This window comes from Methylobacterium nonmethylotrophicum (assembly GCF_004745635.1).
In the GTDB taxonomy this organism is placed as follows: domain Bacteria; phylum Pseudomonadota; class Alphaproteobacteria; order Rhizobiales; family Beijerinckiaceae; genus Methylobacterium; species Methylobacterium nonmethylotrophicum.
The window spans coordinates 55427-74589 of sequence record NZ_SRLB01000022.1; the positions used below are offsets into that span (position 1 = coordinate 55427).

The 19163-nt window shown below is 66.7% G+C and carries 17 protein-coding genes and 1 tRNA gene; 5 read left to right on the forward strand and 13 right to left on the reverse strand.

Features of this window, described 5'->3' with window-relative positions; translation table 11 throughout:
• Positions 1 to 82: 82 nt before the first annotated feature.
• A complete protein-coding gene (locus EU555_RS25285) occupies positions 83 to 1144 on the forward strand; it encodes a trypsin-like serine peptidase (RefSeq protein WP_167858659.1) in 1062 nt (353 codons plus the stop codon).
• A 36-nt stretch (positions 1145 to 1180) separates the two neighbouring features.
• Here the strand turns inward: EU555_RS25285 and EU555_RS25290 are convergent, their stop codons facing one another.
• The 3 genes from EU555_RS25290 to EU555_RS25300 form a co-directional block, all read right to left on the reverse strand.
• Positions 1181 to 1537 (reverse strand): hypothetical protein, encoded by a 357-nt coding sequence (locus EU555_RS25290; RefSeq protein WP_425375150.1) that lies wholly within the window; start codon positions 1535 to 1537, stop codon positions 1181 to 1183.
• 364 nt (positions 1538 to 1901) lie between these two features.
• The gene (locus EU555_RS25295) at positions 1902 to 2372 is read right to left on the reverse strand and encodes a PaaI family thioesterase (protein WP_135418007.1); all 471 of its coding nucleotides are present in this window, start codon (positions 2370 to 2372) and stop codon (positions 1902 to 1904) included.
• Complete coding sequence (locus EU555_RS25300; RefSeq protein WP_135418009.1) at positions 2369 to 2959, reverse strand: TetR/AcrR family transcriptional regulator; 591 nt, start codon at positions 2957 to 2959, stop codon at positions 2369 to 2371. The genes EU555_RS25295 and EU555_RS25300 overlap by 4 nt, the downstream gene beginning before the upstream one ends.
• A gap of 514 nt (positions 2960 to 3473) precedes the next feature.
• Between EU555_RS25300 and EU555_RS25305 the strand changes: the two genes are divergently transcribed.
• A complete protein-coding gene (locus tag EU555_RS25305) occupies positions 3474 to 5123 on the forward strand; it encodes an MFS transporter (RefSeq protein WP_135418063.1) in 1650 nt (549 codons plus the stop codon).
• Between the two features lie 241 nt (positions 5124 to 5364).
• Here the strand turns inward: EU555_RS25305 and EU555_RS25310 are convergent, their stop codons facing one another.
• From EU555_RS25310 to EU555_RS25335, 7 genes are all read right to left on the reverse strand, one after another.
• A complete protein-coding gene (locus tag EU555_RS25310; RefSeq protein WP_135418011.1) occupies positions 5365 to 5649 on the reverse strand; it encodes a hypothetical protein in 285 nt (94 codons plus the stop codon).
• 333 nt (positions 5650 to 5982) lie between these two features.
• The gene (locus EU555_RS25315) at positions 5983 to 7212 is read right to left on the reverse strand and encodes an MFS transporter (RefSeq protein WP_245524483.1); all 1230 of its coding nucleotides are present in this window, start codon (positions 7210 to 7212) and stop codon (positions 5983 to 5985) included.
• A 217-nt stretch (positions 7213 to 7429) separates the two neighbouring features.
• Positions 7430 to 7726 carry a DUF6883 domain-containing protein gene (locus tag EU555_RS37745; RefSeq protein ID WP_425375153.1) on the reverse strand — a complete coding sequence of 99 codons (297 nt, stop codon included), beginning with the start codon at positions 7724 to 7726 and terminating at the stop codon, positions 7430 to 7432.
• Between the two features lie 36 nt (positions 7727 to 7762).
• On the reverse strand, positions 7763 to 8092 hold the full coding sequence (locus EU555_RS25320) for a hypothetical protein (protein WP_245524484.1): 330 nt from the start codon (positions 8090 to 8092) through the stop codon (positions 7763 to 7765).
• A gap of 60 nt (positions 8093 to 8152) precedes the next feature.
• Positions 8153 to 8935: an ATP-binding cassette domain-containing protein gene (locus EU555_RS25325; protein WP_135418013.1), complete on the reverse strand. Its 783-nt coding sequence runs from the start codon at positions 8933 to 8935 to the stop codon at positions 8153 to 8155.
• On the reverse strand, positions 8916 to 9650 hold the full coding sequence (locus EU555_RS25330) for an ABC transporter permease (RefSeq protein WP_135418015.1): 735 nt from the start codon (positions 9648 to 9650) through the stop codon (positions 8916 to 8918). The genes EU555_RS25325 and EU555_RS25330 overlap by 20 nt, the downstream gene beginning before the upstream one ends.
• Positions 9651 to 9674: 24 nt before the next feature.
• Positions 9675 to 10715: an ABC transporter substrate-binding protein gene (locus EU555_RS25335; RefSeq protein WP_135418017.1), complete on the reverse strand. Its 1041-nt coding sequence runs from the start codon at positions 10713 to 10715 to the stop codon at positions 9675 to 9677.
• Between the two features lie 163 nt (positions 10716 to 10878).
• Here EU555_RS25335 and EU555_RS25340 point away from each other — a divergent pair, with 163 nt between their 5' ends.
• Complete coding sequence (locus tag EU555_RS25340; RefSeq protein WP_135418019.1) at positions 10879 to 11247, forward strand: 4a-hydroxytetrahydrobiopterin dehydratase; 369 nt, start codon at positions 10879 to 10881, stop codon at positions 11245 to 11247.
• 14 nt (positions 11248 to 11261) lie between these two features.
• Here EU555_RS25340 and EU555_RS25345 read toward each other — a convergent pair whose 3' ends face one another.
• The gene (locus EU555_RS25345) at positions 11262 to 12677 is read right to left on the reverse strand and encodes a GGDEF domain-containing protein (protein ID WP_205820989.1); all 1416 of its coding nucleotides are present in this window, start codon (positions 12675 to 12677) and stop codon (positions 11262 to 11264) included.
• Between the two features lie 504 nt (positions 12678 to 13181).
• Here EU555_RS25345 and EU555_RS25350 point away from each other — a divergent pair.
• A complete protein-coding gene (locus tag EU555_RS25350; RefSeq protein WP_135418023.1) occupies positions 13182 to 15020 on the forward strand; it encodes a calcium-binding protein in 1839 nt (612 codons plus the stop codon).
• Positions 15021 to 15378: 358 nt separating this feature from the next.
• Here EU555_RS25350 and EU555_RS25355 read toward each other — a convergent pair whose 3' ends face one another.
• On the reverse strand, positions 15379 to 17553 hold the full coding sequence (locus EU555_RS25355; protein ID WP_135418025.1) for an ELWxxDGT repeat protein: 2175 nt from the start codon (positions 17551 to 17553) through the stop codon (positions 15379 to 15381).
• Between the two features lie 784 nt (positions 17554 to 18337).
• Positions 18338 to 18412, reverse strand: a tRNA-Val gene (locus EU555_RS25360).
• A 310-nt stretch (positions 18413 to 18722) separates the two neighbouring features.
• On the opposite strand from EU555_RS25360, the gene EU555_RS25365 reads away from it, so the two are divergent.
• Positions 18723 to 18974 (forward strand): hypothetical protein, encoded by a 252-nt coding sequence (locus EU555_RS25365; RefSeq protein ID WP_135418026.1) that lies wholly within the window; start codon positions 18723 to 18725, stop codon positions 18972 to 18974.
• Positions 18975 to 19163 lie beyond the last annotated feature (189 nt).

Consider the following 19163-nt stretch of genomic DNA (forward strand, 5'->3'; position numbering starts at 1 on the left):
GGACGAGCGTGAAGTAGCAGACCCGGCTGATAGTATGATATCCGTCGTGCGAAGGCCCCGATCGACACCGGAAGACGGCAGCATGTCCGAAGATGACGAAGCGCCGCAATCAACGGATCTCGCTCGTGATCGCCTTGCTCTCGAGCGCGAACGATTGAAGTTCGAGCGGCAGAAATTGTCGATCGAAGTATTGCAAAAGCGCCGAGATTCGATCCAGGCGAAGCGTAAGCCGTTTGGGTCGGCGCTCGCGAATCCGCTGACGCTCGCTATCGCGGGTGGATTTATCAGTTTGATGACGACAATTATCTCTGGCTACTACAATGCTGCAGAAAATCGCAGGGCGGAAGCCCAGAAAGCCGATCTCGCGCGCATCAGTTCGCAAGACACGCTTCAGGCCGACTTGATCAAGAAATTTACGGAAGGACCGCGTCCCGTTGTTCGTGAGAACCTCAAATTTCTGCTCGAAGTCGGACTGTTGCCGACCTATGCGAATCAAGTTCGGTCCTATCTTGAGAGAAATCCGGAGGCTGCCCCCCAGGCCAATTATAGTGGGATCCAGGGCGAAGACGACGCAATCGCACTCGGTCAGTTAGCAAAAGCCGATCCTCTCGTCTCCGCAAGTCGATCAGTCGGTCTTCTCTCGTTCGGTTCGATGTCTGTATGCACTGCATTCTTGGTCGCTGCCGACCGTGCGATCACGGCGGGCCATTGCATCATACCACAGGACGGCACCGCACAGCTTGTCGTGAATGGGAGAACGCTGGCCGTTCAGAGCGCGCGTAAGATTTTTGACAACCGGGCCGAGGGCGATTACGCGGTTCTGGCGCTCGGCGGGAACACCGAAGGCCTCGTAGGCCTGAGTCTCGCTTCGCAAGCACCAGCCGTCGGCGACCGCCTCAAGCTGCTCATGTACCGCGGGGGCGTTGATGTGCCGCTCGCCGTCCAATCACCCAGGTGTCACGTCGTGTCCGTCGTGCCGCCGCTCCTGTCTCATGGCTGCGATACGGGACCAGGAACGGCGGGCGCGCCGATCCTCTCGGAGGATGGCAGGTTCGTCGTTGGAATTCATGCCGGCCGCAATCAGGATGGGACTGGTTTCGGCACACTTGCCAGCGTCGTCCTTCTCAACCGCGCCTCGCCATGATGAGATGGATCTGCATTAAAAACCTTCGGCATGGTGTTAGCTGTCTGGTCGCGAGACCTCGTTTGCGCCGGCGGCAACCTTGAGCGCGCGGTCCAGAGCGGTGGGATCGGCGATCTTGGCTCCATCGCGAGCCATGACCGGTTTGTCCTTCCGGCGCTGGTGCAGGACCATCTCGGGCGAGAGATCGTTCAAGGCACGCTGGCGACGGCCATCGCGAGCGACGGTGAGGCCGGCCAGCAGGGGTTCCGGATCCTGATGGCTGTCGATCGTGATGCCCGGCACCTCACGTTGCACCCGGCCGTTGAAGCGCTGACCATGCCGTTGGTGGTCGGGGTATCGGCTCTCGTCCTGCGGTGCTCGATCGCGTGCGCCGGCACGCGGCTTCGAAGGCATCAGCGGTGAAGCAGGATCCGCGCTTGCGCCACTTGCGGATGGTCTCGGTGGAGACGCCGTCGCGGCGTGCGAGGACGCTGGAGGGCTCACGAGAGCGGGCGGTGTCGAGGCGGACGGCGGGGGTGATGCGGGCGTTGGGGTGGAACGCGTGCATCAGCGCGCCCCCTGGAGGAGGAGCGCTGGGCCCGCTCGGAACGCCGGGCTCGACACGCCAGGCATGCTCCTCGATCGCCCAACGCGCGGCATCCCCGACGACGTTCCGCCACCAAACAGCTCGGCGTCATTCGCCGAAGCGGTCACCGGTTCGGCGGTGAAAATGATGCAAAAACAAGAAGCGAAGCAGAGTTGCGCCATGCAAATCTGCTTAGGCAACGTCCGCTGCCTTGGGGCGCTCGATCACGAGCAGGGTCGACGTCGCGGTCGCGTAAAGGCGTCCGTTCCCGTCCTTCAGCGCCGCCTCGGCGAAGACGACGCGCCGGCCCATCGAGACGACGCGCCCTTCCGCGCGAAGCGGCCCCACGCCGGCCGTGATGGCCCGGATGTAGGACACCTTGAGCTCGACCGTCGTGTAAGCCTGGTCGGCCGTGAGCTTCGAATGCGCGGCGCAGCCGCAGGCGCTGTCGAGCAGCGTCGCCGCGTAGCCGCCATGGACCATGCCGATCGGGTTGTAGGCGCGCAGGCTCGGCGTCCCGACGAAGGCGGCCCAGCCATCGCCGACCTCCGCCAGGTCGAACTCGAGCGTTTCGCCGATCGGCGGACGACCCCCGGCCTCGATCAACGTTCGGAGCGTGTCGATCCCCGACAGTCCCGGGGCAAGGGTCTCGACGATGTTCATGTGTTCGCCTCGAGGTTGAACCGCCGGCGCACGGCGGCACTCGTCCGCGCCAGGATGGCGTCGGATCGAACCGGATCGGGCTCGGCCCGGGACAGGATCACCGCTCCGATCATTTCCGCCACGCAGGATGACGCTTCACCCTCGGGATCGGCGTGGCCCAGAGCGGCCAGATGGCGCGCGACCGTGGCCCGCAACCTGGCCGCCGCTCTGGCCACGTAGTCCCGCACATCCGCCTTCATTCTCGGTGCATCGGCCGTCAGGAACGGAAGCGGGCATCCCCCCGTCCTCGTGTCGCGATGCTCGGCCGAGAGGTAGTAGGCGACGAAATCATCTAGCGCCTCGCGCGGGGAGCGACCTTTCCCTTGCAGGGTCGCGTAGGGAGAGGTGGCGAACATCTGCTCCACCGACGCCTGCAGGAGCGCATCCCTGGAGGTGAAGTGCGCGTAGAACCCGCCATGGGTCAGGCCTGCATCCGCCATGACTTTGGCGAGCGCGATGCTGTCCAGCCCACCCTTGCGGATCTGCGTCGCAGCCACCTGCAGGACACGCTCGCGCGTCTGCTGCTTGTGGTCCGCCGCGTAACGCATCGTCTCCCTGGACCTCCTGACGCCTTTATATGATGACCATAATATCAAGAGGCCTGCGGGTCAACCCGGTCTGGTCCGGTCGGACATCGTGAATGGCCGGATCATCCGCGTTGGCCGCGTGCCGGATATCCGTGCGGCGTTTCGCGGATGATCGCATCCCAGCCCCGGGCGCCCGTCACGCGGTCACCCCCGACCGGGCTCACGCCCCCGCCCCCGACGGAAGTCTCACGACCTAAGTCTCACGACGAATTGTCGGATGGGCCGCGCCGCAGGGCTGGCTTAACGATTGGTTCCAGCGGTGGATCACGCACGAGCGGGCGGTCTCATCCCCTCGCCCCGGGCCGCTGAGGCGCCGCCGGACACACGGTTCAATGAGCCGAACGCGACGATCCCGACGCGGCGAAGACTCGCGCGGGCGACGCGCGCCGTCCTGACAGGATAGAATTCCCAAGGAGGAAATACCCCCATGGCAAACTCAGCCGCAATCGGGTCAGCCGGCGATGCCGCGCGCCCGATGACGCGGGAGGAGAAGAAGGTCATCCTGGCCTCCTCCCTCGGTACCGTGTTCGAGTGGTACGACTTCTACCTCTACGGCTCGCTCGCCGGCATCATCGGCGCGCAGTTCTTCTCGTCCTACCCGCCGGCGACCCGCGACATCTTCGCCCTGCTCGCCTTCGCGGCGGGCTTCCTGGTGCGGCCGTTCGGCGCCCTGGTGTTCGGGCGGGTCGGCGACATCGTCGGGCGCAAGTACACCTTCCTGGTCACCATCCTGCTGATGGGCCTGTCGACCTTCATCGTCGGCATCCTGCCCAACGCCAACCAGATCGGCATCGCGGCGCCGATCATCCTGATCGTGCTGCGGCTCGCGCAGGGCCTGGCGCTCGGCGGCGAGTACGGGGGCGCGGCGACCTATGTGGCCGAGCACGCGCCGCACGGCCGGCGCGGCTTCTACACCAGCTGGATCCAGACCACGGCGACGCTGGGCCTGTTCCTGTCGCTGATCGTGATCCTGACGGTGCGGACCGTCACCGGCGAGGCCGCCTTCGCCGAGTGGGGCTGGCGCATCCCGTTCCTGGTCTCGGTGCTGCTGCTCGGCATCTCGCTGTGGATCCGGCTGCAGCTCAACGAGTCGCCGGCCTTCCAGCGCATGAAGGACGAGGGCAAGACCTCGAAGGCGCCCCTCACCGAGGCCTTCGGCCAGTGGAGCAACGCCAAGATCGCGCTCATCGCGCTGCTCGGCCTCGTCGCCGGCCAGGGCGTGGTCTGGTACACGGGCCAGTTCTACGCCCTGTTCTTCCTGCAATCGATCCTGAAGGTCGACGGCTACACCGCCAACCTCCTGATCGCCTGGGCGCTGCTGCTCGGCACCGGCTTCTTCGTGGTGTTCGGCTGGCTCTCGGACAAGATCGGCCGCAAGCCGATCATCCTGGCCGGCTGCCTGATCGCGGCGCTCAGCTTCTTCCCGGTGTTCAAGCAGATCACCACCCTGGCGAACCCCGCCCTCGAGAAGGCGATCGAGAACGTCAAGGTGACCGTGGTGGCCGATCCGGTCCAGTGCGGCAACCTGTTCAACCCCGTCGGCACACGGGTGTTCTCGGCGCCCTGCGACCTCGCCCGCGACTACCTCGCCAAGTCGTCGGTGCGCTACGCGACGGAGGCCGGTCCCGCCGGCCAGCCGACGGTGGTGCGGATCAACGGCACCGAGGTCCCGTTCGCGGCGGGCACACCCGCGGCGGAGTTCAACAAGGCCGCGACGGCCGCGCTCCAGGCCGCCGGCTACCCGAAGGCCGGCGACGCCCAGGTGGTGAAGATGTCGAACCCCTTCGACATCTTCCGGCCGCAGGTGGCCGGCGTGATCGGGCTGCTGTTCGTCCTAGTGCTGTTCGTCACGATGGTCTACGGCCCGATCGCCGCGGCCCTGGTCGAGCTCTTCCCGACCCGGATCCGCTACACCTCGATGTCCCTGCCCTACCATATCGGCAACGGCTGGTTCGGCGGCCTCCTGCCCGCCACCGCCTTCGCGATGGTGGCCCAGACCGGCGACATCTATTACGGCCTCTGGTACCCGATCGTCATCGCGCTGATGACCTTCGTGCTCGGCCTGCTCTTCGTGCCCGAGACCAAGGACCGGGACATCTTCGACGAGCGCGACACCGCGCACTGAGCTGACGAGGCTCCTTGAGGGGGCGCCCGCGGCGGATGTCGCGGGCGCCCCTTTTTCCGTTTCTCGAGGCCCCGCCCGTCCGCCGATCCCGGGTTCCGCCGCGCGACCCCGGCATGACGACGGGGGCGTCGATGCGGCCTTGTCGAGGACGAACCGCCGTCGATCCGGCGCCCATCCCGGCCCCAAACGGAAAAGGCCCGCCTCAACGAAGCGGGCCTCCACATTCGTCCGGTCGGGAGCCTCAGCGGCAGGTCGTCACCCGCCGCACGATCCAGCCCTCGCCGTCGACGAAGAGGCGCTTGCGCGCGGTGGTGCACTGGGCGTCGTCGGCCTCCGCGGCGGTCGCGGTGACACCGCCCGTGGCGGAAACGCTGGAGGTTGCGGTGACGTCGCGGGCCGTTCCGGTCCCGGCCTTCGGCGCCTTGTCGACCGCAGGCGCGGCGTGCCCGCCGAGCGGGGCGACGCCCGTGGCCAGGGTGGCCAGGAGGGCGAGCAGGGGCAGTCGGGCGCAGGGACGCGCACGCATGGTCGGTGATCCCATCGGTTGAGTGCCGAGCGGCAATGTCCGGCGAGGTGGCTCTGGACCGCTCTCTCTTGCCATGGATAAGTCGCGAGCGCCCGAAGAGTTGCGCCGCGCAAGCGTGTCCGTTGAAAAAACGGTAAACGTGCCTGTGCGACGCCGCGGTGACATTTCGCACGGCGTCGCCGGGATTGCGCGGGCGGCCTCGGAGCGGCGCTGACCCTGTATTCCGTCCCCGGGGGACTGTGACGTACCTCCAACGGGCTCAAGTCCGGATCGGTTCCTTCCGCAGGGTCCGTCCGGACCGGGCGCGCATCGACGTCGTGCGCTCGCGTGGCGTCAGGCCGGGACCGCCCGCCCCTGCCCGGCCCGGCGCTGCACCAGCCACAGGCTGATGGCGACGTTGAGGAGGTTCCAGCCGACCCCGTTGGCGAAGGCCGCCGCATAGGAGCCGGTGAGGTCGAAGATCACCCCCGAGAGCCAGCCGCCGAGCGCCATCCCGAACAGGGTCGCCATGATGACGACACCGACCCGGCCGCCGGCCTCGCTCGCCGGGAACAGCTCGCGCACGATGATCGCGTAGGCCGGCACGATGCCGCCCTGGAAGAGGCCGAACAGGGCCGAGATCACGTAGAGCGAGGTCAGCCCGTCGAAGGCGAGATAGAGGAGGAGCGCGACGCCCTGGAGCACCGAGCCGACGAGGAGCGTCGGCAGGCCGCCGATCCGGTCGGCCAGGAAGCCGGAGGCGATCCGGCTGACGATGCCGAAGCCGAGCATCAGGGACAGCATCTCGGCGCCGCGGGCGACGCCGTAGCCGAGGTCGCCGCAATAGGCGACGATGTGGACCTGCGGCATCGACATGGCCACGCAGCAGGCGAGCCCCGCGACCACGAGGAGGCCCTGGAGCAGGCTCGGCGGCAGGCCGAGCGTGCCGCCGCTCCCTGCGCGCCCGCCCCGCTCGACGGTCGCCACCGGCGGGCGCCGGCGCATCAGGAGGGCCAGCGGCAGCATCGTGGCGAGGCAGAACAGCCCGATGCCGAATTGCGTGGCGCGCCAGCCGAAGTCCGAGACCGCGTGCTGCACGAGCGGCGGCCACAGGGTGCCGGCGACGTAGTTGCCGGCGGCGCAGACCGAGACCGCGATGCCGCGCCGGCGCGCGAACCACAGCGAGATGTCGGCCATCAGCGGCCCGAAGGCGGCGCTGGAGCCCAGCAAACCGATGAGGATCCCGTGCGCGAGGGCGAACTGCCACAGGCTGGTCGAGAGCGCGGTGGCGCCGTAGCCGAGGAAGAGGCAGATCCCGCCGAGCACCAGCGGCGCCAGGATGCCGAAGCGGTCGGCGAGCCGCCCCATCAGCACGCCCCCGAAGGCGAAGCCGACCATGGTGAGCGTGTAGGGCAAGGCGGCCGCGCCGCGGGCGGCGCCGAACTCCGCCTGCACGGCGGGCAGCACCACCACGACCGACCACATGCCGACGCCCCCGATGGTGGTCAGCAGCACGGAGACGACGAGGCGGCGCCAGGCGGCGGCGGAATCGAGCCCGTCGGCGGGCAGCGGGCTGGTCGGCACGGGCGTGTCCTCGAATCGTCTTCTGGCTTTGCCGGTGCTGTAGCAGCCGGGGCGGCGTCCGAGGAGCGATCCGGGTGCAACCCCCCTGCCCCGCTGCGCGGGGTGACGGCGTCGCTGCTCGTCATCACCGGTTCGACCCCTGCGGGATCGATGCGCCGTGTCCCGCATCGGCCGCGACATCACGGCGTCACGTGAGGACAGTGTCGAGTCCGGACGGTTATGCCGTCACGAACCTGGCGATGTGCTGCGGATTGTCATGGGATATGTGCCAGACCGAGAGAATCGAGGGCCTGGTTCCGTTCGGTGTATCGATCGGCCCTTCGAACACGAGGTTTCGCCCGAAGGGAACGACGCGCTCGGATCTGAAATGATCCGGTTTCGCGTGTCGCCACAAGGCCTGAGCCAGCTCGGTCGGCGCGTTCCGATCGAAGCCGTGCCCGAGGAAGAACTTCGCCTTCGCCGGCGCCGCCCCTTCCGGGTGCAGAAGGTAGCGGGTGAGTTTCGGGAAGGGGATGACGAAGTCCGGCGGTTTGGAGGAGCCGGCAGGTACCTATCCGGCTCGCCGGTACGAGCCGATCTGGTGCCGATAGACCGTTGCGAGAGCGTGCCTGGGCGCCTCGAACTCCACCCCGAACGCGACGGCATCACCGTAGACGGCCACGATCGTTCCCGTCGCGCCGGCCGGTACCGTCTCGCCGTCGTCGCTCTGCGCGGGCGCCTTCAACGTCACCACGTCGAGTTCCGCGGGGCTGACGCGTGCCCGATCCTCGGCGGCGAAGGGGGTGAGGGCGGGTGCGGGCATGACGGTGTCGCTGTGACTCTCGATACGGAAGGTAATCGTTTCGATCCGCGGAACAAGCGGCGCATCGGCGGAGGTCATACGGGACAGAGATCCGGCACGGATCGGCCCGGACATGTCTGCGGGGCAGCCCTGCGCTCCTCACCCCTCGGCGACCGCCCCGGGGTAGCGCGCCGCCAGGTCCCGGCGCATCGCCTCGGCCCAGTCGCGGCCGCGCTCGCCCTTGGGCGTCCGGATCGGCACCTCCGCCACCAGGCTCGCCGGCCGGCCGGAGAGGAGCAGCAGCCGGTCGGCCACCGCCAGGGCCTCGGGCACGTTGTGGGTCACCATCAGGACCGCCGCGCCGCGCGACGCCGCGCTGCCGAACACCGCGGCGCGCAAGGACGAAGCCGCCGCATCGTCGAGGGAGACGAAGGGCTCGTCGAGGACGAGGAGGCGGGGCGCCAGGGCGAGGGCGCGGGCAAGCGCCACCCGCCGGGCCATTCCCAGCGAGAGCGCCCGCGGGTAGCGCCCGCGCCACTCGGTCAGGCCGAGCTCGGCGAACAGCGCGTCGAGGGACTGGCGGCGCTCGGCCCTCGGCAGGGAGAGGCGCACGTTCTCCTCGACGCTGCGCCAGGGCAGGAGCCGCGGCTCCTGGAACACCATGCCGATGCGAAGATGCGGATCGGCGGTCAGGCTGCCCTCGAAGTCGCGGTCGAGACCGAGCAGGAGGCGCAGGGTGGTGGTCTTGCCCGCCCCCGAGGGGCCGATCAGGCACAGGGTCTCAGCCGTCCCGATCGAGACGACGAGGTCGCGCACCGCCTCGACCGGCGCGGATCCGGCCGGGCGGTAGACCTTGCGGCGGACCGTCAGGGTGAGCAGGGGGGCGGTCGCCGTGGCGACCGCGAGCCCGGCGCCGGGCCCTTTATCGCCAGCGGCGGGCATGGGCGTCGAGGGGCCGGAGCAGCAGGGCGTCGACCGCCAGCATGACGGCGCTGAACACGAGGCTGTAGCCGATCAGGGCCGCGACGTCGAAGAGCTGGAAGTAGTACGAGATGGCGTAGCCGACGCCGTTGGGCCGGCCCAGGAGCTCGACCACCAGCACGATCTTCCAGGCGAGCGAGACGCCCGAGCGCGCGGCGGCCACCGCGAAGGGCTCAAGCTGGGGGATCAGCACGTGGCGGATCCAGGTGCGGCGGTCGTACCGGAAGGCGTGGGCCATCTCCTCCAGGCCGGGATCGAGCCCGCGGGCGCCCTCGCGCAGGATCACCGCGACGTTCGGCATCTTGTTGAGGGCGACCGCCAGGATCGCGGCGGTCTCGGTCAGGCCGAGCCAGATATAGGCCAGCACCGTGATGACCAGCGCCGGGGTGTTGAGGAGCACGAGGAGCGGCGTGTCGAGGAGCCGGTCGGCGGCCCGCGAGCGCCCGAGCGCGATGCCGAGCACCGCCCCCGTCGCCATGGCGAGGCAGAACGAGGCCGCGACCCGCCACAGCGTGATGCCGATGTTGCGCAGGAGGTCGCCCGAGGCCGCCTCCCGCGCCAGGAACGCCGCCACCGCCTCGGGCGACGGCAGGGTGCGCGGATCGGTGGTGCGGCTCGCCAGCCACCAGCAGGCGAGGAGCAGGGCGGCCGAGGCGAGGCGGGCGAGAAGCGCCATCAGCCGGTGCCGCGCGGGGGCCGCTCAGCCATTCGGCCCGCCGTCCCAGTACAGGCCCGCCGGCAGGGTCGCGGCGGCCCCGACCAGGCGCTCGCCGCCGAGCCGCGCCAGCACCGCGTAGAGGCGCTCGGCGTCCACCCGCTCCGCCGCCGCGGTCCGGCGCGGGATGCCGTCCAGGAAGGCGCGCTTGAGCGTGGCATAGGTCGCCTCGTCCTCCGCCGCCATCAGGGGCCGCACCGGCGCCCAGGCCGCCTCCCCGGCGGCCAGTGCCCGCTTGGCCCGGGCCGAGGCACGGGCGAAGCCCGCGACGGCCTGCGGCGCGCGCTGCAGCAACGCCTCGTCGAAGACGTAGCCGAGGAGCGCGATCGGCCCCTCGACCCCGAACGCCGTCGCGATGCCGTCGGCGCCGATCAGGCGGCGGAAGCCCCGCGCCTCGAGCCGGGCGCAGAAGGTCCAGTACAGGAGGGCGGCGTCGAGCTCGCCCGATTCGAGCTTGCGCATCAGGAGCGGCGGCGCGCCGAAGACCGGCCTTGCCTCGCGCTCGAGGTCGAGCCCCTCCTTCTCGCGGGCCCGGGCCCGCAGCAGCAGCCAGTTCTTGTCCAGCGCCCCCCCCGCCACCCCGAGGCGCTTGCCGGCGAGGTCGGCGACGGAGCGCAGGCCGCTGTCGCCCGGCACCATCAGGGCGCCCTCGGTCGAGGAATAGGGCAGGAACTTCACCGCCCGCCCCTCGGCGCGCAGGCGGGCGGCCCAGAGCAGGTCGGACACGATGGTGTCGACCTGACCTCCCTGGAAGGCGATGCGGGCGGCGTCGCTGCCGGCCAGGCGCACGCCCTCGACGACGAGCCCCTCCGCGGCGTCGAGCCCCTCCGCCTTGATGACCGCCGCCTCCCAGGCGACGGTGCCGAAGGGCAGGAGCCCGACCTTCAGGGCCTGCGGGGAGGTTCCTTGTCCGGGAGTTCCTTGGCCCGAGGTTCCTTGACCCAAGGTTCCTTGCGCCTGCGCCGCGCGGAGCGGCGCGATCGGCCACAGCCCGGCCGCCGCCATCAATCCGCGCCGTGAGAGCATGCGCGCCCCTCCAAACCTGCCCGGCCGTGTCGCCGGCCGTTGCCCCCTCAGGTAGGCGGCGCGGACGGCGGCGTCCACCGCTTGCGCGCGGAGGCGCGAGGCCGCACCCTGGGCGGACCCGTCGCCGCGGTCACTTGTACTATCGTCAGAGGGAGAGGACGCCATGCCGAAGGATCAGGTGCTCGGCCCCGATGCGATCGCCGCGCGCCTCGCCGACCTGCCGGGCTGGCGCGAGGCCGACGGCTGGATCATCCGCACCTACCGGACCCATAGCTGGAAGGGCACCCTGATGGTGATCAACGCCGTCGGGCACCTGGCCGAGGCGGCCTGGCACCACCCGGACCTCACCGCGTCCTATGCCTGGGTCGAGGTGCGGCTCACCACCCACTCCGCCAAGGGCCTGACCGAGAAGGACTTCGCCCTGGCGAAGAAGATCGAGGACGTGGTCGGCTGGCAGCCGGGGCTCGAGGGCGGCGCGCTCGAGGGCACGCCGAGCGATCCGCGCTTCGCCTATATCAAGCACGACCGGTAGCCGCCCCGCTCCGCTCACGCGTGTTGCGCCTCCCAGCGCCGCGCGCGCTTCTCGCGGTAGAGCGCCATGTCGGCCGCGTGCACCAGGTCCTCGAAGCCCATCCCGGGCCGGTGCAGGGCGACGCCGCAGGACATCGCGAGCAGAAGGGTCGTGCCGTCGTCGAGCACCAGCGGCGTCCGGCGCAAGCCATCCCGCAGGCGCGCCGCGATCGCGGTCGCCTGGTCGAGATCCGTGCCGGCGAGCAGGACCAGGAACTCGTCGCCGCCGACGCGCCCGAGCACGTCGTGCTCGCGCAGGTCGGAGCGCAGGACGCGGACCAGGTGGACGAGCGCCCGGTCCCCCGCGAGGTGGCCGTGCCGGTCGTTGACCTGCTTGAAGAAGTCGAGGTCGAGGGCGATCAGGCTGACGGGGGCGCGGGCGGGGCTGCGCATCGCCCGCAGGGCCGCGTCGCGGAACGCCGCCCGGTTGAGGACGCCGGTCAGGCCGTCCGTGGCGGCGAGGTGCGCGAGTTCGGCCTCCCGCACCCGCAGGGCCTCGGCGCTCTGCGCCAGAGAGGCGAAGCTCGCGCCCCGGGCGGCCAGGGCTGCCGCCACCGGCAGGCAGGTCAGCAGCAGGACCGCCAGGAAGACCTGGAACAGGGCGGCCTGCTCGCGGGGATCTGCCGCGAGGGCGGCGACCGGGCCCTGGCCGCGCAGGGTCGCGACGGCGCCGATCACCGCGATGATCATCACCGACAGCTGCGTCCCGAGGCGTCCGACCCGGAACGTCGCCAGCATTACGGGGCCGAACAGCACGAACAGCAGTGGCCGCACGGCGACGAAGAACACCCCGTAGGCCACGGTGGCGGTCAGCACCTGCAGCCCCGCCGCTTCCGCGCGCCGGCGCCAGCCCTTGCCGGCGAAGCACCGCACATACTCCCCGCGCAGCAGGGCATGCAGGAAGGGCGTGAAGACCAGGAGGCCGAGGCCGTCGCTCAGGAGCCAGGTGGCGAACGAGGCCCGCAGGTCCTGCCCGAACAGCAGCCAGGCGGTGGCCGCGCCGCCGGTCCCGCTGATCGCCGGGGCGACGAACCCGCAGACCGCGATGAAGCGCCCGACCACTGCGGGCGCCCCGAGCAGGCCCTCGCCCCTCGGGGCCGGACGCAGGAGCGCGGCGGCGACGACGACCTCGACGAGGTTGCAGGCGCTGAAGAGCAGCGGTGCCGCGCTGAGGCCGCGCATCGCCGCATTCGCCGCCACGTTGGCCAGGAACCCGGCGCCGAGCACCCCGGCCCAGGCGCCCGGGCGCCGGTCGAGCAGCGCAGCGAGCAGGACGGCGTTGGCCGGCCACACGGTCGCGATGTCGCGCCCGTTGCTCGTCAGGTGGATCGTGCCGGCGGCGAGCACGAGGTAGAGGATGCCGACGATGCAGGCGGCCTGTCTGGCGGTCACGGACGGTCCCATGAGGCTCGACGGCGGCGCGCCATGGGCGGTGCGCCACTGTCTCGGACATGAGATGGTGGCGCAATCATTGACGGAAATCTAACAAAACGAAGGCATAGCCCGCATTGCTGGACATATATATGCCTTTTGGCGAATGTTACATGCCGTAATGTGGCGAAAAAAGAGTACAACTTGCAGTCGATAATATCAAATAATAGCACGTTATGGGAATGTAGGCCGCAGATCGCCGGTGCCTGACTTTGGGTGAGGCGGCGCGCCGTTCGTCGGTGCGCCAACGCCGCGTCGACGGGCTGCGGCAGGGCCTGTTGCTGATTATCGCCAGATTTCTATCCGACAATAGATAAATTACCAAAAACACTCTCGATATACGGGCACGCCTGATTTGTCCACGTCAAAGTTATGCTTGAAGTGGGTCGATGTCAATCCACATTTTGTTAACATAATCAGTTTCATATGAGATTAGACATCGAGAGGCGGGAAATGGGTAAATAAATGTCTGAATATAGATACTCCGACGGAATCAATGCCAATGTATCGGACGACGACAGTCAAAATGACGTTTTCAATTTTGTCTCCTCCCAAGACAAAGTGATCGTCCTGGCTGGAGGTGGCGACGATCTCGTCTTCGGCGGCGGAAGCGGTGACGAGTTGTACGGTGAAGCAGGAAAGGATACGATTCTCGGCGGATTCGGCGACGATCTCGTCGACGGCGGCGAGGGCGACGACCTCATCACCGACGGCGGTTCATCACCCATCCACACGGGGAATGACACGGTCCTTGCCGGTGCCGGCAACGATACCGTCTGGTACGGCAACGACCTCGACGCATCGACGATTTCCGGCAACGGCGGCAACGACTCGCTGACAGGGGGACTTGGCAGCGACGTCATCTACGGAGACGACGATGCCGGGTCGGGCCTGACCGACGGGGCCGACTATCTCCGGGGCGGGAAAGGCAACGACACGATCTATGGCGGCGGCGGCAACGACACCATCCGGGGCAGCCTTGGCGAGGGCTCGGACTGGGTCTACGGCGGCGACGGCGACGACGTCATCGGTTACGACAGCGACAACGCGACGGTGGTCCTGTTCGGCGACGCCGGCAACGACCTGATCACCGGCGGCTTGGCCAGCGATTTTCTCTACGGCGGCGACGGTAACGACACCCTCGTGGGCGGCAGCGGCAACGACACGCTGACCGGCAATGCCGGCGACGACATTCTCATGGGCGGGGCCGGTGCCGATTCCCTGTCGGGAGACCAGGGCTTCGACGTCGCCTTCTACGGCTCCGCGTCCAGCGGGGTCACGGCGGTGCTGTCCAACCCCGGCTTCAACGCCGGCGAGGCGGCGGGCGACAGCTACGCCAGCATCGAGGGCCTGGTCGGCTCCGCTCTCGCCGACAACCTCCAGGGGGATGGCGGCGCCAACCTGCTCTACGGCCAGGGAGGTGACGATCTGCTCTTCGGCTTTGCCGGCAGCGACACCCTCCTGGGCGGCGAGGGCGGTGACAGCCTCTGGGGCGGCGAGGATGGCGACGTGCTCGACGGCGGCGCCGGTTTCGACCTCGCCCGCTACGACTATGCCGCTGCCGGGGTCACGGCGGTGCTGTACCTGCCGGGCTTCAACACCGGGGAGGCGGCGGGCGACACCTACGCCGGCATCGAGGGTCTGGTCGGCTCGGCCTTCGGCGACAACCTCCAGGGCGACGGCGGCGCCAACCAGCTCTTCGGCCAGGCCGGCGACGACCAGCTCTTCGGCCTTGCCGGCAGCGACACCCTCGTGGGCGGCGACGGTGGCGACAGTCTCTGGGGCGGCCTGGACGGCGACAGCCTCGATGGCGGCGCCGGCTTCGACTTCGCCCGCTACGACTACGCCACCACCGGGGTCACGGCGGTGCTGTACCTATCCGGCTTCAACGCCGGTGAGGCGGCGGGTGACACCTACGCCAACATCGAGGGCCTGGTCGGTTCCGCCTTCGACGACAACCTCCAGGGCGATGCCGGCAGCAACCAGCTCTACGGCCAGGCCGGCAACGACTTCCTGTATGGCGGCCAGGGGGCCGACACCCTCGTCGGCGGAGATGGCTCGGACACCTTCGCGTTCCAGGCCGGCGACTTCCAGGCCGGGGTGTTCGATCGTGTGAGCGACTTCCACGAGGCGATAGGCGATACCGATGCCCTGCTCTTCCTGGGGATGTCGGCGTCGAGCCTGGAGGTGACGCAGCAGGGCAGCGACGTCCTGGTCAGCACGACGCAGCTGGGCGGCACCGGTGGCGTGATCGTCCAGAACTTCACCGTGGCCCAGATCCAGGATCAGCTCGTCTTCTCCTGATGTCTGCCACCCGGCGCCTTGCGGCCTCGCCCGCCTCGTGAGCCGCGCGGTCCGGTGCTCTGCCGGGCCGCACGCGCGATCGGTGACGCCCGTCCGGTCAGAAGCTTCGCCGTGAAGGCTTCGCCGGCAGGTATCGCTCGAACTCCCACGCCCGGTAGGCGTTGGTCAGGACGGCCGGAGCGACGTCGAGGCACAGCTTCCCGATGTCCAAGCACCACCGGTTTCGACGGACCGGCCAGGTAGGCCATGCCCGCCGCATCGAGCCGCTCGTCGGTCAGGATTTTGACCGTGTGGCCCGGTTGCCGACCGGGCGACAGATGGAGAGCGCGAGGTCGCGCCCTCCATCGCTGCATGCGGCTCAGCTAAGCTTCCAGCTTCCGTCCAGTTGTGAAACGTATCCACCCCCAGTCAGATTTGTTCCGTTCATGTACCAGAGGTTGACTTCGTTCGTCTGGGTGTTGTGAAGGACGAGGTCAGCCTTCCCATCGGAGTTGAAATCTCCGGACTGCTCTGCCGTCCACGCCGTACCGGGATTGGCGATATAGCCGCTTCCGTTCACGATCGCGCGTGCGTTCATCAACCAGGCATCGAGTTCGCCGGTGGCGGTGTTGCGCAGCACGATGTCCGTCGCGCCATCGCCGTTCAGGTCGCCGGTCGTTGTGACCGTCCAGCCGGTACCGGGATTGCCGACATACCCGCTGCTCCCGAGAACGGTGTTCCCATTCAGGAACCAGAGATCGATTTCTCCGGTATTGCGATTGCGAAGCACCAGGTCGCCATGCGCATCGTAGTTGAAGTCGCCACTGCCGACGACGTCCCAGTCGGATCCAGGATTGCCGACGTAACCGCTACCCGCGGCGATCTTGCCTTTTCCATCGATTCTCCAGACATCGAGTTCACCCGACGTATTGTTGCGCAGGATGAGGTCGCTCGTGCCATTGCCATCGGTGTCGGTGAGAGCTGCGACCTTCCAGTCGGTCCCAGGATTGGAAACGTAACCACCTCCGATGATGGATTTGCCATCCATCTGCCAGAGATCGATTTCGCCTGTGCTGCTGTTGCGCAGAACAATATCACTTCTCCCGTCGCCGTTGACGTCGCTATGTCCAACGACCTGAAAGCCCGGCGCCGTGTTGAAGACTGGTCCGCCACCCCTGATGTTCGTTCCATCCATGTACCAGATGTCGATTTCTCCGGATTGATTGGCCCATGTAATATCTGACGTTTGATCTGCGTTATAGTCCGTGATCTGCGATGCATTTAATCCGGAGCCGCTCGTAACAGCGACATTGTTTGGATTTATTGCTGCAGCGACAATTTTTGTCCCTTCCGATGTTCCATCGGTGCTGTAAAGGTTCCAGTAATCTCCATCATAACCTGTGAAATACACATCGCCGTTCGCCTGGAAGAACGTCGAGCCATATGTGAGGGTGGTGGTTGGATTTAGATTGTACACCATGCGGGTGCCGGACGCCGTTCCGTCCGTCACCCAAATTTCGTCACCGTTGCCATCGGTCGCCTCGAAGTACGCCTTGTTGCCGATCGTCGTGATGTTTGCGATCCCGGCATCCTGTGAACCGATTCTGATATCTTTCAGCAGCACGGTTCCTGAGGCGCTGCCGTCGGATTTCCACAGCTCATATCCGGATGTGGGAGTATATGCAGCGAATAAAAGCGAGCCATTTAGACTGGTCAGATTATATGGCGACGAGCTGGAAGAGCCACTATATATATCCTTTACCAGTACTGTTCCGGATGTGGTTCCGTCCGTCTTCCATAATTCATAGCCCAAGGTGCTCGTCAGGGCCGTAAAAAATAATGTCCCGTTTACGTTTGTAAAATTGCCGGGGTATGATCCGCCAGAACCTGTATATAGATCAGCCAGCATCAAAGTTCCGGAGGCGGTTCCGTCGGTTTTCCAAAGCTCGTAACCGTCAGGACCATCGTTAGCTGTAAAATAGACCGATCCGTTGCTCGCATATAAATTGTATGGGCTGGAGCTGGACGCTCCTGGGTTGATGTCTCTCACCCGCGTGGTTCCTGCCGACGTGCCATCCGTCTTCCATAGCTCATATCCGTTGGTGCCATCATTTGCCGTGAAATATATGTTGTTGCCAGATCGAACAAAATAACCTGGATAACTGCTATTGGAACCGCTATAGATGTCCTTGACGAGAGTTGTGCCTGATGCTGTGCCGTCACTCTTCCAAAGCTCGTATCCGGTCGACCCATCGGTCGCTGTAAAATACAGCGTACCATTCATATTAATGAAATTTGAATAAGCAGATCCATTTGTTCCCGGATAGATATCCTTGACAAGCTGTGTCCCTGATGCCGTGCCGTCCGATGTCCAAAGTTCAGAGCCGTAACTGCTGGTATAAGCATCAAAATACAATCGATTTCCGACGGTGATAAAATGAGAAGATGTTGCGCCCACTGTGTTGAGAGTCGTGATGCGTCTCGTGCCATAGGCGTCCGACGACCACAACTCTTCATTGGAGCTAGCTGTGCGGCTGAAGTATACAGTTTGCATTGTTATAACCTCCCAGGCTGTAAAGTTGTTTTGCTCAAGGCTTCAACAATATATCATGAAAATATTGACTGTGCAAATAATAATTGATTTGCCGGATTTATAAGCTGTAGTCGTCACCTGCGTTGTTGAATCTAAGCAACTGCGAATTGATATTGTATCATTATCATTTCAGAATGTTTCAAAATTTATTCTGTCGCTGCGCGGGCCGACAACAGATTTAAGTTCTAACATAAATATTGCATATTTATTTATACTAGACATCACAATTGTGAAATGCTGGTCGCCAGGTGTGACGCTCCGCTGAGCGGATGTTTGTTGCAAGTGGCAGCTCCGCGCCTTCCGTCCATTAGAGCGTTCGCACGGAAGCAGAGCAGATCGCTCTATTCACAACAGTTGGGCGGTGATCCCTGGCGTGCCATCAGTCACTGCAGATACAAGTGGGATGTATCGTCGTGGCGGCTTGGGATTGATGCTCAATCCAGGCCTTTTTACCACGATTGGCTGCGATTGCCGCTCTTCATGCGTCTCCTGCCCCGTCTCGGCGAGGAGACTGGGACCCGGCGGCACCCCAGGCGACAGGCTGGCGAGGCCGCGCGATCAGTCGAGGATGGTGGGCGGGAGGGTGGTTTCGGGCAGCCCGGCCGGTTCCAGGATGACCGCAGCGCGTCCGGTCGTGAACCTGCGGCCGGGCGTGATCCGCGGTCTCCGAGGTTCGCTGAACCTGGGATCACGTCGCAGAACCGGGTAGGGCACGAAACTTTCTGAGTGAAGTCAGGAAGTTAAGTGGTGGGCGCGACAGGGATTGAACCTGTGACCCCTACGATGTCAACGTAGTGCTCTCCCGCTGAGCTACGCGCCCGGCGAAGCCGCTTGCCGCGGCCCCGGTGTGAGTGGGCGTATAGAGGCTGTTCGGACGGGTGGCAAGCCGGTTCTTCGCCGACTGGCTTGTCCCGCCCCCGGCGTCCCGCAGCCCCCGCCCCGGAGCCGTGCCCGACCGTCCCGGGCGCGGGCCGGAAGATGCCCGTCGGCGTCGACGGAATCCGGTGCCGCCCTCGAGCCCGTCCTCCGCAACGCGGCATGCACGGCCCGAGGCGCGGTGAGCTTCGGCACATCGCCCTGACGGGGTCCGGGGCAGGATCACGTTTGGACACGCGTGCAGGAGACGCAAGATGACGAGGATTCATGTCACGGCCGGCATGGCCGCCACGGTCGGCGGCTTGGCGGCCCTGCTGCTGGCGGTGCCGGCGGAGGCGCAATGGGGCGGCTATGGCGGAAGGGGCCAGCATGGCGGCCGGCACTGCCCGATGGGCGATTGCGGCTATCACCGGCCGCGTCCGCCGGGCGGGGGCGGGAAGATCTGCTACAACTTCGCGGGCCGGCCTTACGTCTACAAGGGGCGCGGGCGCTGCCCGATCAGCTGAAAACCCGGCCGCGGCGCCTGAGCGGAGCCGAAATCCGCATCGCGAAGCGATCGATCCGATTTCTTATGGCACGGTCCACGACAGTGCGGTCGTGAGGCAGCGTCGGCCCTTCCTCCCCGCGACCTCAGGATGGGGTTTGAGGGTCGGAGGCACGTGACCCCGATCGATCGCATGGTCGCGTACCGTGGG